Origin of the sequence: Humidesulfovibrio sp., assembly GCF_031082295.1 — a bacterium.
GTDB lineage: Bacteria > Desulfobacterota > Desulfovibrionia > Desulfovibrionales > Desulfovibrionaceae > Humidesulfovibrio.
In genome coordinates this window covers 1-14790 of the sequence record NZ_JAVHLD010000050.1, presented here as the reverse complement: position 1 = coordinate 14790, position 14790 = coordinate 1, and the positions used below count along the sequence as shown (strand labels likewise).

At 58.4% G+C, this 14790-nt stretch carries 12 protein-coding genes and 2 pseudogenes; 6 read left to right on the top strand and 8 right to left on the bottom strand.

Translation table 11 applies throughout. The features are described from left to right. The first annotated feature begins 74 nt into the window (after positions 1-74). From RDU24_RS15225 to RDU24_RS15215, 3 genes are all read left to right on the top strand, one after another. Entirely contained in the window at positions 75-1082 is a 1008-nt protein-coding gene (locus tag RDU24_RS15225; protein ID WP_308736632.1) for a tyrosine-type recombinase/integrase, read from the top strand. Between the two features lie 583 nt (positions 1083-1665). Then, positions 1666-8055: a hypothetical protein gene (locus RDU24_RS15220; RefSeq protein ID WP_308736631.1), complete on the top strand. Its 6390-nt coding sequence runs from the start codon at positions 1666-1668 to the stop codon at positions 8053-8055. After that, entirely contained in the window at positions 7964-8752 is a 789-nt protein-coding gene (locus RDU24_RS15215) for a hypothetical protein (protein WP_308736630.1), read from the top strand. The genes RDU24_RS15220 and RDU24_RS15215 overlap by 92 nt, the downstream gene beginning before the upstream one ends. 299 nt (positions 8753-9051) lie before the next feature. Here the strand turns inward: RDU24_RS15215 and RDU24_RS15210 are convergent, their stop codons facing one another. Continuing rightward, positions 9052-9330 (bottom strand): hypothetical protein, encoded by a 279-nt coding sequence (locus RDU24_RS15210; RefSeq protein WP_308736629.1) that lies wholly within the window; start codon positions 9328-9330, stop codon positions 9052-9054. A gap of 3 nt (positions 9331-9333) precedes the next feature. After that, the gene (locus RDU24_RS15205; RefSeq protein ID WP_308736628.1) at positions 9334-9864 is read right to left on the bottom strand and encodes a hypothetical protein; all 531 of its coding nucleotides are present in this window, start codon (positions 9862-9864) and stop codon (positions 9334-9336) included. A gap of 55 nt (positions 9865-9919) precedes the next feature. Between RDU24_RS15205 and RDU24_RS16055 the strand changes: the two genes are divergently transcribed. Next, the gene (locus tag RDU24_RS16055) at positions 9920-10315 is read left to right on the top strand and encodes a hypothetical protein (RefSeq protein ID WP_374989791.1); all 396 of its coding nucleotides are present in this window, start codon (positions 9920-9922) and stop codon (positions 10313-10315) included. Here RDU24_RS16055 and RDU24_RS16050 read toward each other — a convergent pair. The 4 genes and pseudogenes from RDU24_RS16050 to RDU24_RS15185 all read right to left on the bottom strand — a co-directional run. Beyond that, positions 10244-10597 (bottom strand): annotated as a pseudogene (locus RDU24_RS16050) (relaxase/mobilization nuclease domain-containing protein); the annotation flags it as partial. The gene RDU24_RS16055 and the pseudogene RDU24_RS16050 overlap by 72 nt on opposite strands. Continuing rightward, complete coding sequence (locus RDU24_RS15195; protein ID WP_308736627.1) at positions 10594-10977, bottom strand: plasmid mobilization protein; 384 nt, start codon at positions 10975-10977, stop codon at positions 10594-10596. The pseudogene RDU24_RS16050 and the gene RDU24_RS15195, both read right to left, overlap by 4 nt. 190 nt (positions 10978-11167) lie before the next feature. Then, entirely contained in the window at positions 11168-12409 is a 1242-nt protein-coding gene (locus RDU24_RS15190; protein WP_308736626.1) for a DUF3987 domain-containing protein, read from the bottom strand. 137 nt (positions 12410-12546) lie between these two features. Beyond that, positions 12547-12828 carry a helix-turn-helix transcriptional regulator gene (locus RDU24_RS15185; RefSeq protein ID WP_308736625.1) on the bottom strand — a complete coding sequence of 94 codons (282 nt, stop codon included), beginning with the start codon at positions 12826-12828 and terminating at the stop codon, positions 12547-12549. 296 nt (positions 12829-13124) lie between these two features. On the opposite strand from RDU24_RS15185, the pseudogene RDU24_RS16045 reads away from it, so the two are divergent. Then, a pseudogene (locus RDU24_RS16045) lies at positions 13125-13235 on the top strand (IS3 family transposase); the annotation flags it as partial. A 67-nt stretch (positions 13236-13302) separates the two neighbouring features. After that, positions 13303-13524 carry a hypothetical protein gene (locus RDU24_RS15180; RefSeq protein ID WP_308736633.1) on the top strand — a complete coding sequence of 74 codons (222 nt, stop codon included), beginning with the start codon at positions 13303-13305 and terminating at the stop codon, positions 13522-13524. A 63-nt stretch (positions 13525-13587) separates the two neighbouring features. Here the strand turns inward: RDU24_RS15180 and RDU24_RS15175 are convergent, their stop codons facing one another. Both RDU24_RS15175 and RDU24_RS15170 read right to left on the bottom strand, forming a co-directional pair. Continuing rightward, positions 13588-13926: a helix-turn-helix domain-containing protein gene (locus tag RDU24_RS15175; RefSeq protein ID WP_308736624.1), complete on the bottom strand. Its 339-nt coding sequence runs from the start codon at positions 13924-13926 to the stop codon at positions 13588-13590. Next, positions 13910-14155, bottom strand: a complete 246-nt coding sequence (locus tag RDU24_RS15170; protein ID WP_308736623.1) for a type II toxin-antitoxin system RelE family toxin — start codon at positions 14153-14155, stop codon at positions 13910-13912. Before RDU24_RS15170 ends, RDU24_RS15175 begins: the two co-directional genes overlap by 17 nt. Between the last annotated feature and the right edge of the window lie 635 nt (positions 14156-14790).

Below are 14790 nucleotides of genomic sequence, written 5' to 3'. Positions count from 1 at the left end.
AGGCTAGAAAAGCCGGATCGCCCGCTTGTTTTTTTGCTCCAATTTTGCTCCACTCCGCTCCACGGAGGTGGAGCATGGCGACCATCAGAAAGCGCGGAAATCTCCAGTGGGAGGCCCGGATCAGGAAACGCGGCTATCCCACAACCTGCAAGACCTTCGACACCAAGGCCGAAGCCGAACAGTGGGCCAAGGAAACAGAGGCGACCATGGGCAAGGGGCAATACGTGTCCGCCAAGGAAGCTGAAGCCTACACGCTTGCCGAGTGCCTTGACCGCTTTGAGGAAGAATATCTGCCTCGCCTGAAAGACCCTAGACGTGAAATCTACAGGATTGACCGGCTTAAACGGAGAGCCATTGCCCATCGGATCATGGCGACGATCCGCTCTAAGGATATCGCCGACTTCCGGCGTGAACGCGAAGCCGAGGGCGTTTCTCCGAACACGATCCGCCTCGATCTGGCCTTGCTCTCCAGGCTGTTCAACTACGCTCGCTCGGACTGGGGAATGGAAAGCCTGACCAACCCCGTGGCCCTGGCCTCCAAGCCGAAATTGCCGACGGGGCGCACACGGAGACTGGAGCCGGGAGAAGAGGAACGGTTGTTGGCCACTTGCGCCCCGGAGTTTGCGCTCGTCGTGCGGTTCGCGTTGGCGACCGCCATGAGGCGTGGCGAGATTGTCGGACTGCGCTGGGAGGATGTTGATATCATGGCCAGCAGGGTGCGTCTGAACGACACCAAGAACAAGGAGTCCCGGACGGTCCCTCTTTCCCGGGAGGCAAAGGATGTACTGCAAGGTCTCCCCCGTCACATCTCCGGGAGGGTGTTTCCCTTTTGCCCCGATCACCTCTCAGCCAAGATGGCCGATGCCTGCCGTGCCGCCGGGCTGAATGATCTGCACTTTCATGACCTGCGCCACGAGGCCACCAGCCGGTTCTTCGAGCATACGGACCTGGACGTGATGGAAATCAAGGCCATTACTGGGCACAAGACGCTGCAAATGCTGGCACGGTATACTCACCTGAGGACGGCCAACCTCGCTGCGAGGCTGGATGGTGCGAAACGTGGGGAGGTCAGGCGCTTGTGATATTTTTTCGAAATAAAAAGGAAAATCATATTTATCTTCTGCATGTTTGTATAGTACTCAGGCCGTGAGTCTTGACTTTCAAGCGGCTGCCAGGGAGACATGCATGAAACCACGGCAAATCAGCGGTGTTCTATTCGATGCCTTCGGCACCTTGTGCCACATCGAACCACCCCGGTTTCCTTGCCGTTCGATTATGAAGGGCTGGCCGCAAGGGGCGTCTGATTGCTATCAGGCCATCATAACGCGGGATGGCCCCCTGGCGGAGTTCGCCAGTGAAGGTCTAGAGCAGAGAAACGTGCGTTTGTAGATTTTGCAAGCCACAATACAACACTCTATTGTTGTCATTTAAATAATTCTAGCATGATTTTCATAGGCTGCTGTCTCTCTAGTACGAAATAAATCAACATGGATATCGTGATCATAGTTACTGTGATTCCTAGTATCCAATTGGTATCCATGATTACACCAAATAAATAACAATTTTCAGTATGATCAACTATAGTCCTCAGACTCATGAATTTTACAAAAGTCTCTTGGGTGTGGCAGGAGACTAAGTAGGATCTCCATATACAAGGAAACTTTAGTGAGTGATTTTAGAGGTGCCCGGGGCTCTAACACCGGCGACGACTATCACGAACTGTGGGCGACCAGACACGCAATACGGCTCCTTGACGACCGGGACCCCCTTCAGGCGCTTGTGGTGGAGGGGCTCGCGTCGGCAGACGAGGCGAGCGCATCCGAGGCGACCTGGGACGGTGTGGATTGCACGCTCTATGAAGGTGGGCGTGATGCCCGTGAGGCCGACCGTGTCGTTGTGGAGCAGTTGAAATATTCCGCTGCCAACCCATTGAGCACATGGACGGTTGCGCGCCTCACCCAAGGTAAGAAGCGCCAGGATTCGGTCTTCAACAGGTTTGCCCGTGCATGGTCTGGTATTCAGGGCTTGGAGCCTAAAGGGCATGTCGAGGTCGTGCTGGTGACGAACCAACAGATCTCGTCCGCAGTGACGACTGCAATCAGTGCGATTGCGGCGGGCGGCGTTGTCATTCCCAAAAAACGTCCCGCGAATGGTGCGACGGACGAGGCAAAGCTCGCTTTTGCAACCGGTCTGGCAAAGGCCGACTTGCCCGAATTCGCCAGATCGCTGCGCTTCGAAGGCGGAATGGGCTCGCGCTTCGCGATTGAGGAACAACTGCTTGGCGACATGGCTGCCTGGACCGACCTCGATCTGCAGCAGTCGGTTGCCAGTCTGCGGCAATTCATCCGCCACCGCATGCGCCCTGAATTCGCTGGTGAGTTGATCACCAAGGAATCGGTGCTTCTCCATGTAGTGGGCGTATCAAATATCGGCGCGCTCTTTCCCTGTCCCCAAGAGCTTACGCGTATTGCGCAGCCGGTCTCCCGGGAGAGTGTCGCTGAGGTTGCGCACCGGATCGTCGCCGGGGAGCAACGAGTCTGCCTGCACGGCCCTGGCGGCATCGGTAAGACGACCGCTCTGCAGCAGATCGAGGATGCATTGCCGGAGAACTCGGTCATGATCACATTCGACTGCTATGGAGGGGGGCGATATCTTGATCCTGCAGCGCTTCGCCACCGGCCCATCGATGCCTTTCTGCAACTGTCGAACGAGCTCGCCACCCGCCTGAGGATGCCGATCCTGCTGGGCCGGCATCAGATCTCGGATCCAGCGCGGCTTTTTGTGAACCGGCTCCGCCATGCAGCGCAGGCCCATGCTGCGGAATATCCTTACGCGCTGATCGTCCTTGCGGTGGATGCTGCCGATAATGCTGTAACAGCGGCTGCCGCGCGTAAGCCGCCCGAATCTTGTTTCGTGCATGACTTTATCGGCTTGGTCGATCTGCCTGCCAATGTACGATTCATCGTCACCGCGCGGACCGGTCGACTTCCGGAGTTAGCGCTACCGTCGAGCTTTCAATCCACAGAGATATTACCTTTTATTCTCGCCGAGACAACCGAGCATGTTCGCAAAACTTGGGACGCGCCGGCCGATTGGCTGGACATCTTCCATTCACTCACAGCCGGCGTGCCGCGCGTACAGGCCTATGCTATGGATTTGGGTGGCCAGCCTCCAGAGAAAGCGCTGGATCGACTCCTGCCGGGCGGCAGGTCGCTCGACCAAGTATTTCGCGAGCAGATCGAGCGCGCATTGGGGAAGAGCGGCAATCCTTCGGACGTCGCGAAGTTCTGCGCAGGCCTTGTTGCACTTGCCCGGCCCGTACCGCTAACCGACCTCTCCGGTGTTCTCACCATTTTGGAGTCAGTGCTTGTCGATATCTGTGCCGACATGGCGCCGGCGGTCCGGCTCAAGGAGGGCAGAGTCAGCTTCGCTGACGAAGATTTCGAATATTTCGTGCGTAAAGAAGGGATATCGGCGATGGCCGAAGTTACCCAGAATGCTGCCGCTTGGCAATTGGGCCGCTGCGGTAGTGACTCTTACGCTGCGAAGCATGTCGCCGGCGCCCTCGTGGCTGCCGGGCGCGGCGGCGACCTGCTGGAACTCGTCGAGCGCGAGCCGGCTCCTGAGATCGTGGCCGATCCGGTGCAGCGCCGCGAAGTAGAGTTGACTCGGCTCCGGCTTGCAATTTCGGTCTGCCGGGAAGCCGGCGATCCAGCACGCGCCTTGCGCTTCGTCCAGATCGGAGGCGAAGGACTGAAGACTGAGCGTGCCCTGCGCTCTTTGCTCTGTGAAAATCCAGATCTTGCAGTCAGGTTCGCGCCTGAAACAGCAGGGCGGCTCATCCTCAGCGACCCAGATCAGATTGGCGCGCATGGCCCCTTTCTGCTGCACAAACAGGTCATCAGCGCAGAGGTTGGCGATGGTATCTCGCTTCGTGAAGGTCGCCGGATGCTAACTGCTTGGATGGCCGCACGAAAGGACGTAATCGCAGAACGCCGTGCATCGGCATGGCGGCTGGAGTTAGCGGACGTCGCCGCTGACGTGGAGGCCGCACTGAAGGCGCGTGGTCCCGAGCAAGCACTAAAAAAACTGCGAAGCTGGAGCCCAAAGCGCGTCCGGCTCGAAGTTGCGAAGTATCTTGTCCCGCGATTACTTGCCGAAGGTCACGCCGACCTGATCCAATCGGTACTCGATACCGGCGAGCTGCGGCCTTGGGAGGAAATATTCCTTCTTGTGCCGATGGCTATCGCCACCATTCCCGTGGATCGTCAACGCCTTGCCGCTGGGCTTAAGGCATTAACGCAATACCGGATGAATGTTCGGCAATTCTTCTCCTCATCTGCGCATGGCAGGGGGCATTTGCCCTGGGTGTTCGATATTGCGATGTGCGCCTGCGAGCTGCTGACACGCGAGGATGCTGCCCGCACCTTGGTGGACAGCCTGCTCGAAGAAATAATGCAGCCCGCCAATCGCAGCATCGCAATCCATTCGCTCGACGATACCGGTCGACTCGATTTGCTCCTCCGTGCATATACACTGCAAGCAGTGCGATCAGGGCAAATTCCCGAACAATCAGGCCTATTCGAACACCGGCCCAAACCCGTCGACAAGGGTGCAAAGCGCCAGCATGACTATCGTGAAGAGGAATCCGACCGGCGGCTGAAGGAAGCGGTCTCATCTGTTTTCAATATCTATGCCGCCAGAGCGATGGTGTTGGCGGGAACGGGGAAGGGGGATGCCGAGTCGGCCGAGGAATTACTCAAGCGATATTCCAAGCGCCGCGAGGAAGATCATTGGCGCTTCTCGACCCGTCGCGGTGCCGGCACGCTGGCGATGGCCGCCGCGCGTTCACTCTTGGTGCTGCTCGGCACCAATATGGACCCGCAGATACTCACTAAGCGGGCCACTCATATCCATGGGCGATGGGGAACCGGCGATCTCTCGCCCGATGAGGACTTCGCCGTAAGGATTGCGCTGTGTCCAGCCTTGCACCCCACCTTGGTTGATGGTGTTGATGCCTCGGTGCGACAGATACGGGGCCGGCGTATCGGAGCGGGCGACAAGTCCAAGGCACTTGTCACCTATGCACGACTGTTGCTTCCGGTTAGCCTTGACGACGCCAACGCAGTCTTCAACGACGCGGTTGAGGCCGCGAGTCAACTCGATGAGGAGATCATCCCACAACTCCGCCTACTCGGTTCCCTCTTTACCCGCGGGATTGACTGTGTCGGCGACCGGCGGTCGGCGGCGCAGAACCTGTCGGAGATCATGGCTGACGCCGCGATTTGCCTGGAAGGGTACGACGGGCTGCCCTGGGACGAGGTAATGGAAACGCTCGCGGCACTCGACCTGCCGTTGGCTTTGGCTAATGCCGCACGATGGGAAGATGCTGATCTCGCGAGGTTGGGCTACACGCTTCCCCCGGTGTTGAAGACTGGAGTTCTGACTCGTGCGTTGCAGCCAGCTGCGGCGGTGGCCCTCGATTTGTTGCTGCATGGTGATCATCAGGTCAACGAGGCCGCACTACAGGCCTTCTCGGGTAGCGCGCCGTCGGTGTTCCTCGAGGAAGCTGCCTGGGACAGCCTCATACGGCACAATCATCGCAAGGCAGACAAACTTCTTGAGCTGATTGCTGCTACCAAGGTGACTGGCCGTTGGACGACCGCGCTGAGAGAGCGACACTCTTTTCTCTCCCGGCTGCCAAACGAGGAGCGTGCCGAATCCGCACATCAGGCGACAAGCGCCTCTCAACGGGGTCATTCCGTCGATCTGGTGAAGCCGAGTTGGACCAGAGACGTCCTGCTGAACGCCGAAGAGCTCGACCGCGTCATTCTTGCGACGCTGAAAGATGCCCGCGCCGCAGGACACTATATCGCGGCATCCGAGGTGCTGGGCTGGGCAGCTGCAACCGTCGCTATGCGGGACCGCATCCCATTCCTTGACATTCTCTGCAAGATAAAATCGGGGATAGGCGTGGAAACGATGGAAAAGCTCATGGATCTGCTCAGTGAATGGAATTCACCTGCAATTAGGAGCTGGGCTGCGATATCATTTCCCGATGTAATCATCGATCACTTCCCCGAGTTCGTCAGATACATCGACCACGATCAATCCTTGCTCCCAAAGGCTCTTGAATATCCCGCGATGTCGCCTGCCAAAACCATCGACCTTCTGCTCTGTGGCGTCGAGTTGCACGGCCAGTCATTGAGCGGTGGTCAAGTCTTCGCGTTGGCAGGACTGATCTCGGGTTATCTTGACGCTACCGCCGCAGCCGATCTCGGCATCTGGTATGCTGAGAGGCTGGCCTACCGCATTGCGCCGGAAGATCGCGATCAGACATGGGGTTCGGATGAACTGCCGACTGCTGTGCCAGCTGCGGTCGCGCGCGTTCTTTATGCCTGTCTGGGCGACTTTGATGTCCGCGTCCGATGGCGTGCTGGGCACGCAATCCGACGGCTCGCCAGGCTTTCCGCGACAGAAGAACTCCAGGCGTTGATTGCCGAATATGGCAGGCTGAAGGAGGAGGTATACCGCTCGCCGAGGCTCGACTTCTATTGGATCGCTGCGCGTCTTTGGTTCGTTATCGCCTGGGATCGTATCTCAGCTGAGATGCCAGACATTGGCAAATTGGCGGGACCAATGCTGCTGGCAATCGCCCGGAACGAGGATTTCACGCATGTCCTGGTCAGATCCTTTGCGCGCGATGCATGCCTCAAGCTGGTAGATGGTGGGCGGCTTTCGCTGAATGAAGCAGAGATTCAGCAGTTGAAGGACGTGGCGCGTTCAACGCTGCCGACGCAACCGGGGCCGAAAGGTCATCCGGCAGGATGGGGCCGCCATTCAGATGCCGAATGCCGCCGCTTCCAGTTCGATTCAATGGACACCATTCCCTACTGGTACGTTCCTGTGCTACGCGAATTTGCCGATGTTTCGCTGGATCAGCTGCTTACTACGGCGGAGGCATGGATCATCGACCGCTGGGGCTATCCCGGTAATATCCGGGCTTATAATGCCGAGCGTCGGCGGCATCGTTTCACGGGCCAGAATTGGTCGCTAACGAGCAATCGACACGGATCAAACCCTACGATCGAACGGCTGAATAATCATCTCGAGTGGCATGCGTTATGGTGCGCTGTGGGCGAACTTATGCGCACCGAGCCGCTCGTCGCCCATGAGGAGCCGGTCTGGGATGACCTGACCCAGCGCATCGCACGCGAGATGCTGACCGAGCCGCCACTCTGGTCGGCCGATCTCAGAGTCCCGACGCCTTTGCGACCTGATTTTTGGTGTGCGTCAAATGCATCCCTGCCCGAATGGGTGACGGACGTGCGGGAGGGTCGCATGCGGCGCGAACTCGAGGCAGCGGATCGTCCCGGCTACTTCGTCGTCGATGGCTGGTGGGAGATTCGCAGCAACAACCGCGTCGAGACAGTGTCATTTTCAAGCGCGCTAGTTGAGCCAACAGTGGCGGATGCGGTGCTCCGTGCGCTTCAGACAATGGAGAGCGCCTGGGACTATAAGCTTCCTGACGAGAATGAAGAAAGATTCGAGGTGGACGAGTCGCCCTATCGAATGGTCGGGTGGGTGCAAAACATATCATGCGATGGCGGGATCGACACGCAAGATCCACTGTGCGGAGTCGCGAACAATTTGGATCTGCGGCCAGGTAGACGCGTACGCGATGCCTGCGGATTGAGTTGTGATGTGACGGGGAAACCTTACTGGTCGGTCCAGGGGCGGCCGCCGATGTTCCTGTATGAGGTTTGGGGCGAACGCGACGACGATGAACGCTACTCCACGGACGTTGCTGTATCTGGACGTAGGTTACTGGTCGAACGAGACCAGTTGATGGAGTTCCTCGAGAGCGAGGGGTTTGATTTGGTGATTGAGGTGGAGGTTAACCGTGAAGGACGGGGAAATCGACGAAGCTATGACGAGAAAGACGACACACCCAAGGCGCAATATGACAGACTCTATCGGCTCGACAGGGCGGGAGGACTCCACACCGCCGAAGGACGTGTTGGCACTTGGTCGGGTGATTGTCCGTCAACTTGAATTGGCGCAACGCGGAGAAGTGCTCGCCAGGTGGATGGCGCACCATCTTGCGGAGTTGATCAAGGCTGCGGAGAGCAGCAGAGGCACCGCGAAGCAGGATGCGGAAGATCACGCGGTCGATCTCATCCTCAAGCTCTGGGCGAACCGTCGCGCCCTGCCTGTGCCCGCCGATCCGTTGAACGGGTATCGCGACGTTATCAGGATACTCAGTTGCTTGCAGCCGAGCGCAGATCCTTGGCACCGCTTTCGCCGAGCTTCCTCCGATGAGGAGCTGTTGCACAACATGTTTGGTGCTATGGCACAACTCATCAAATGTGGCCTTCTGCTTACCCGTGAGACCGATTTGCGCGAGATCGACGATATAGAACGAGCAGCGTTGTCGGAGGAGGAAACGTATTTATTAGAGATATTTGAAGATTGGGAACGTTTCTTCGTTAGCTCGGCGTCTAGCAATACAGAATTTGAACTTCTATTTCGCGAAATTATTAATGATGAATCCGAATCAGAAGACAAATCTGAAGCATTGCTAGCGGCGGATAAGTCGGAAGTAGATTCGCCTGCCGTGCACCGCGCTGCCATCTTGAAGCACGTAGAAGCTTTCCAGGCACGGCTTGCGGACCTACTCAAGCAATGGCGACGTAAGACTATGTTGGATAACGACAAGGAAGACGCCCCTGGTAGGGAAGATGACAACTGAACCGAATTACAGTCGTGGACAACCCACATAGAGCCACTAACAAAACCGCTCAACGAATTTGAAAGTGATGAGGCAGCAGGCTAGCTTGAACAGATCGAGATAGGCGTCGGCGCTTCGTTCGTAGCGAATACGCAGTTTACCACGACTGCAGCCTCGAGAACCTGAAAAACGGGGCAAGCAGACTCCAGAGACAATTGTGCAGCGGTCTCCGACTCTTTAAGCACAAGGGCATGGTTTATGCCCCCATATGTCCATTAAATTTTAACGGCCAATACTTTTTTCTCGACTGAGCCATCTGCTTATCCTTTCTTCTTTTCGCACAGCATAACATTCAAGCGAGTTAATAACGGCTCCAATCGTGTGGATAGCTCGCTCAAGTGTTGCAAGTGCTGCGTCGATTCCCGTTGCTGGGCGCTCAGGCTGGCTATCTGCTGCCGGATTTGGCGTAAAGCCTGGGCGTGGGCGTTCAGGGTTTGATCCTGCCCGGACAAAGTCTTGGCCTGGGCTTCCTGGGTCTGGCGAAGCTCCTGTTCCAGCGCTGCCAGGGTGCTCGTGAGCAAGCGTTCGATTTCGCTCATGGTCTACTCCAATTTCACGGCCTTCTGTTTGCCCACCGTCCAGTCGGTACGGGCCGAAGTTTTGGGCGGCAGGACGATGAACCGTCCATCCTGGTTCTCCAGGAGCCGCAATCCCCATGTCCGTTTTTCCAGTTGATCGGCGATGCTCTCCAGTTCGGCTTTGCTCGCGTGCAGGTTCTGAATCTCGCCCTGCAGGGCCGTGACCTTGCGTGTGAGCAGCGTCACCACGCCCCAGCCGCCAAGGCTCGCCCCCAGGAGTATGCTCAGGCTCAGGAGCAGGGCCTGGAGGCATTTCTTGCCAAAGGCCCAACTCAGGGTTTGGCAGCGTGAGGCGATGGTCTGTTCCAAGCTCCCAAGCCTGTCGCGGATAGCGGCTTCGGTTGTACTGAGCGCGGCGGTCGATGACTGCCGCAAGCTCTCGCTCAAGTCGCTGAATTGTTTCCTGGCCAGGACCTCGATCTCCTGCCGGTCCTGTTCGGTCTTGGCCCGCATCCGCTGCGTCAGGGCCGCGAGCGAGTCGCCAGTTTGCTGCATAGATTCCCCCCTTGAGGCGAAGTTTCTCCCCGCTTGCCGGGTCTTTGACGGTGACATGGGCCTTGCCGACCCTGTTGATCTCAAGACCTGCCTCGCGCAAGGCCGTGAGAAGATCGGCGCGGTTTTCGACCTGGCCTTCTTCGATCTTCATGAGCAGGTAGGCGTGAACGGCGTCCTTGGCCTCGGCGCGTTCATCCTTCCCGGGCGCCTTTCCCCAGCGGATCAACCTGGCTTGGTGCAAGTCCGCGTGTTCGGGCGTGCGCAGGCGCGCCCGGGCTGGATCGTCCGGCCTGGCCCAGCCTTCGCGATGATTGTGCAGGTCGCGGAATACGTCGAAGTGCTTCTGCCAGCCGGGCGGGCAGGGGTTGAACGACTTGCCGCTCGAAAGCTCCAGGCGCGGGATGACGAAGTGCAGCTCATGGTGGTTGGCATGGCAATGCCGGACCCATAGGATGTTGCGCTGGTCCGGCTCCAGACCGGCAAAGGCCACGGCCTCGAAGTCGTCCATGACCCGCGTTTCCTGCTCCGGCGTCACCCGATCATCCGGATGCCAGGACAACACCCCGGCCGTGAACTTCCATTTGGTGTCCAGGGAGTCGATCAGTTCGCGCGTCGTCTCCGGATCGCCGCGCAACACCTCGGGAGGGCGTTCGTCCCGATGTGGGTAGTCCAGACGCACGAGGTAGCGCGTCGGCGCGTCCCCGCAGCCCTGGCCGTGCGGAAAGACTTTCATGTACATAAAGTCATCCCAGAGGGTTTTGACTCCAGGGAGGGAGGGGCTTCTCGCGGGTCGCTGTCCTCAGGGGCAGCATATCGCCTGAGCTCTCTCTCAAGGCTGAAGAGGGCGGCAAGAACCTGCAGGGCCTCCGCTCGCCTTTTGTAGGTGTTGGCCCAGCGGGCCACCTGATTCAGATTCGCGCCGATCCGGGCAAGCTGCCGCACGCGTTCTTTCTCAAGCGGCGTTCGGCGCAGGCGGTAGTCCATGGTCCTCTGGCGGATGAAATCCGTCACGGTCTGGCCCTGGGCGGCGGCCTTGGCTGTGATGGCCTCTTTCTCCGCCGGGGTGACGCGCAGCTTGATCCAGGCGGTCCGGTTCGGTGTGCTTTCTTTCATGGAGTCACCTGCCTTGATGCCTTTGGCAGGGGTCGAGGGGGGCGCAGCCCACCCGCCAGCCCCGACAGGGGGCACCGCGACAGCGTGTGCCCACCGAGGGTAGGCTGGCCCTGCGGCTTACCAGCGGTGGACGCGGACTCTCCCCGGCAACATGGTGGCAGCGAAAGAAGCGAAAGAAGCGCAAAAAGCCTCATGCGTCGCCCTCCCTTTCTTCGCTTTTTTCGCTTAATTCGCGCAGGGAGAGGATGACCCGGGGGCGGCCTGCATTTTTGATCTTGGTGATGCTGATACGCTGCTGGGCTTCGAGCTGCTGGAGGAGGGGTTGCAGACGCTCGCGGGGGACATGCCTGCTTAAGGCCGCGCTCAGTTCGGTGGCCGAGAGCGGGCCGGTCTTGAGCGCCTCCAGGATTTTATCCGCAAGCGGGTCCACCGCCCGGTCCCCGAAGATGTACAGGGCCGAATCCTGGGCATAGCGCCACATGGCCAGGGCCGCCTGAAGATGTGGCTCGGCGATGTGCCCCTGGCCATCCAGAAGGGCATAGATCAGGGCAAGGCGCAGGGTCTGGGCCTCGGCCCGGTTGATGACGCTCCCGGCAAGCCCGGTGTGCTCCTGGGACAGTTCCGGATAGATGGTCTTCCATAGGTCAAGGGCCGGTGCGGTCATGGTCATGGCGCGGCGTTTCTGAGCTAGCCCCACAATCCGCCACAGCTCGCGTTGCAGCGGAGCCAGTTCATTGTCCGGCATCCTGGAGGGCAAGGCCACCAGCTTGGAGCGCCGGACGCATATCCACAGGAACCGGTTCCCGAAGCCGTTGACGGCCTGAACCTCGCCCAGGCACACGGCCAGCTCCTGTATGGTGATGTGGGTGATGATGCAGATATGCGCCCCCCGCACCACCACGGGATTGTTTTTGGTCAGGGGGGCATAGTCGCCGGAATCCCAGAAGCAGCGGATGCCCATGGAGACGGTGTTGCCCTCCCGCTTAATGCAGACCAGGCAGCTGGCAAATTCCTCGTCGATAATGATGAGCCGCATGTCCCCTTTCTCGCGTAGCGGCTCGGATGGGTTTTGGCGCTTGCGGCGTTCTCGTTCCTCGTCGGTTTCGTCGCGCACATGATGGGCCAGGCCTTCACCAGTGGAGAGCGGGCCGCCGCTTTCCCTGGCGGGCAAGGGCAGGCCCCAGGCCTCCAAGTCTGCGGGTTGGCAATGCTCGCGGCTAAAGAGTTTGGTCACGGGATGGCGGGACGTGCCCTTGCGGGCCTTGCTGGTGTTGCCGCAGAGCACGGCGAAAAGGCGCGCCGGGTGGACCGTCTCCCCCACGTAGATATGTGGGCCTTGGCCTGGCGCGTAGCCGTAGACCTCTGCAGCGAAGCGCACCAACGTGGTGATGCATATTGCCGCCGGGTCGGCTTCACTGTCGCGCGTGGCCAACCGGACAAAGTCCCCCAAGAATCCGGGACAGGCATCAAAGGAGAATCGCGGCCATTCCTTGAGGGCAAGATCGCCGGGATCGTCCGGCGGTGCGCCGATAAGCGGCAAAATCCGTGGCAATCCACGACTTGCGCCACTCATTGTTCACCCCTTTCCCGTTGTTCCTTTTTTGTCGGCCTGCCGCGCCGTCTGACAGGGAACTGTGAGCGCTGGTTCTTGACCTCGACGTCGGCTCGCTGGGCTTTTTCGGCGATCCAGGCGTCAACCCCCTCGACAGGCCATGCAAGGCGGCGGCCCAACTTGATGGGAGGGGGGACCGCGTCGTATTGTTTACGGGAGAGATGCCCATGGATAGATGCGACAGTTTTTCCGAGGATCGTGGACAATTCGCCGATGTTATAAAAACGCTTGCAAACCATAATTCATGCCTCCTTACTGGGACGATTGGGTATTTTTGGGCGTCCACAGGGATTCATGATGTTGTTTCCATACGCTTTCATATGAGTCAATGCTTCAATAAAAGCATTTAATATCGCAAAATACTCCGAAACACTCTGAAATACTCCGTAATGATCGGAAATGCTCCGAAATATGCATTGTATATGACAGATATTTACCGTTAGTGGTTGTCATGAATCAAACAAGGTGACCTGCTCGGCCCTTTTCGGACCAGTTGAAACTTGAGAAGGTGCTTCCCGCCGACAAAGAGGGAGCCATGAGGAAATCACGATTTTCAAAAGAGCAGATGGTGGGCATCCTGCGTGAGGCTGACCGCGACCCGGTGCCTCAGGTGGCCAAGCGGCACGGCGTGAAGACCAAAGACCTCGCCGCGCTCTTGTCCAAAAGCGGGGTGAATGGTATCATTCAAGACAGTTATGAAGCGAGGACCGACCATGGACGACATGAACTTGCCCGAGACCTACAAGGGCTACTCGACAAAAGAACTCCTGGCCTTCTGGGAGCGCTACTGCGAGGGAAAGGAGCGAAAAGCTCCCGTGGAGAAGATACGGGCAATGCGCGGTCTGCTGAAAGACTACAAGATCGCGCCGGTATTCAGAAACCCGGGCGCGGTGAGCTACCTCAAAACGCCGGAATCCACGGTGGCGAAACCTTAAACTCGACCCGGCTGCCCTGAATCACCCTGGCCTTGATCCCCTCATTCCAGGGCGGGCAGGGGGTCATTCCGTCAACTGCTCGGGCCGGACTTCCAGAGCCTCGGCGATCTTGAGTAGGGTCGCCCGGCGGGGCCTGGCCCCCTTGGCTTCCATCTGGGCGTATGCGCCGCGCGAAATCCCCGCCCTGGCCGCAACCGCCTCCTGGGTCAGCCCCAGATATTCGCGCCACGCGCGTATCAGGCTTTTCTTTTCCCGGCGGGCGAGCTTGGAGACCTCCCAGGGGATCGCAACGTCATCGTCAACGGACTCCCTGGTCAAGGCCAGGTATTGCGCATACGGCAGGACCACGAAGAGCGGCTGCCCCTCATGCTCGATGATCTGGGGGCTAGTAGGTGCGTTCATTGCGTTTTTTTACCTCCGTGATGACCACTTTGCCGTCCTCTACCTGGAAGAAAACCCGGTAGGCTCCAACACGAAGCCGGTATCCGGCTCTGTCGGTCAGCTTCTTCACATTCCGGCAGTTCGGCCAGGACGCCAAGGCATCGATGGCGTCATCGATCGCATCGCTTTCGGCGGCGGGAAGTTTTCCAAGCTGCCTATGCGCCTTCTTCAAGATTTCGATGCGAATCATGTATGCTTTTGTAGGTATTTGATGGTTTACTGTCAAGAAGGGTTTGGGTGTGAAGGCGCACCGTGGGTATGGGTGAAGTGACGAAACCGTCTCTCCACCGTCTCGGACAGGAATCTTTTTCGGAAAAGTGTTTGTTCGAAATGGCTCCAGGATCGTCTACGGCCCCGGGATGGGGAAGAAGGATCTTCTCGGAGATTGAACCACCCCCGGTCGTATGGCCGGGAGGATTGAGTTTGCGGGGAAGCGAAGAGGGCTGACTACGACAGAGCCCGGCGTGACGCACAACGGGAGGAGCTTCACTTTGCTTGTTCAACGAAGCTATTGAGCCCGCAATGGGCAGGAAAACCAGGCGTCTGGTCCCCGCACCTCGGCAGGGGCTGAAGAGAGCGCCTCCACCCTGTCCGAGTTACCTTCGTACCCATAATCATCAATCGGAGATCACGGCAAGCTTTTTGGAGTAGCCTTTTGCTCCAATTTTGCTCCACTCGCACTGAAAAACTGTGGAGAACCATAAAAATTTATGAGCACACAATTATTTGATAATATTTGATTAATTATGATAACGTGTGGATAAGATTGGTTGATTTTTAGGACTCAAAATCCGGCGGTCGCAAGGCCTTGAGGGTTCGAGTCCC

Coding starts and splice junctions, on each gene's coding strand:
- RDU24_RS15225 (WP_308736632.1), top strand. CDS start 75: ATGGCGACCATCAGAAAGCGCGGAAATCTCCAGTGGGAGGCCCGGATC.
- RDU24_RS15215 (WP_308736630.1), top strand. CDS start 7,964: ATGACAGACTCTATCGGCTCGACAGGGCGGGAGGACTCCACACCGCCG.
- RDU24_RS15210 (WP_308736629.1), bottom strand. CDS start 9,330: ATGAGCGAAATCGAACGCTTGCTCACGAGCACCCTGGCAGCGCTGGAA.
- RDU24_RS15205 (WP_308736628.1), bottom strand. CDS start 9,864: ATGCAGCAAACTGGCGACTCGCTCGCGGCCCTGACGCAGCGGATGCGG.
- RDU24_RS16055 (WP_374989791.1), top strand. CDS start 9,920: ATGGGCCTTGCCGACCCTGTTGATCTCAAGACCTGCCTCGCGCAAGGC.
- RDU24_RS15195 (WP_308736627.1), bottom strand. CDS start 10,977: ATGAAAGAAAGCACACCGAACCGGACCGCCTGGATCAAGCTGCGCGTC.
- RDU24_RS15185 (WP_308736625.1), bottom strand. CDS start 12,828: ATGGTTTGCAAGCGTTTTTATAACATCGGCGAATTGTCCACGATCCTC.
- RDU24_RS15180 (WP_308736633.1), top strand. CDS start 13,303: ATGGACGACATGAACTTGCCCGAGACCTACAAGGGCTACTCGACAAAA.
- RDU24_RS15175 (WP_308736624.1), bottom strand. CDS start 13,926: ATGAACGCACCTACTAGCCCCCAGATCATCGAGCATGAGGGGCAGCCG.
- RDU24_RS15170 (WP_308736623.1), bottom strand. CDS start 14,155: ATGATTCGCATCGAAATCTTGAAGAAGGCGCATAGGCAGCTTGGAAAA.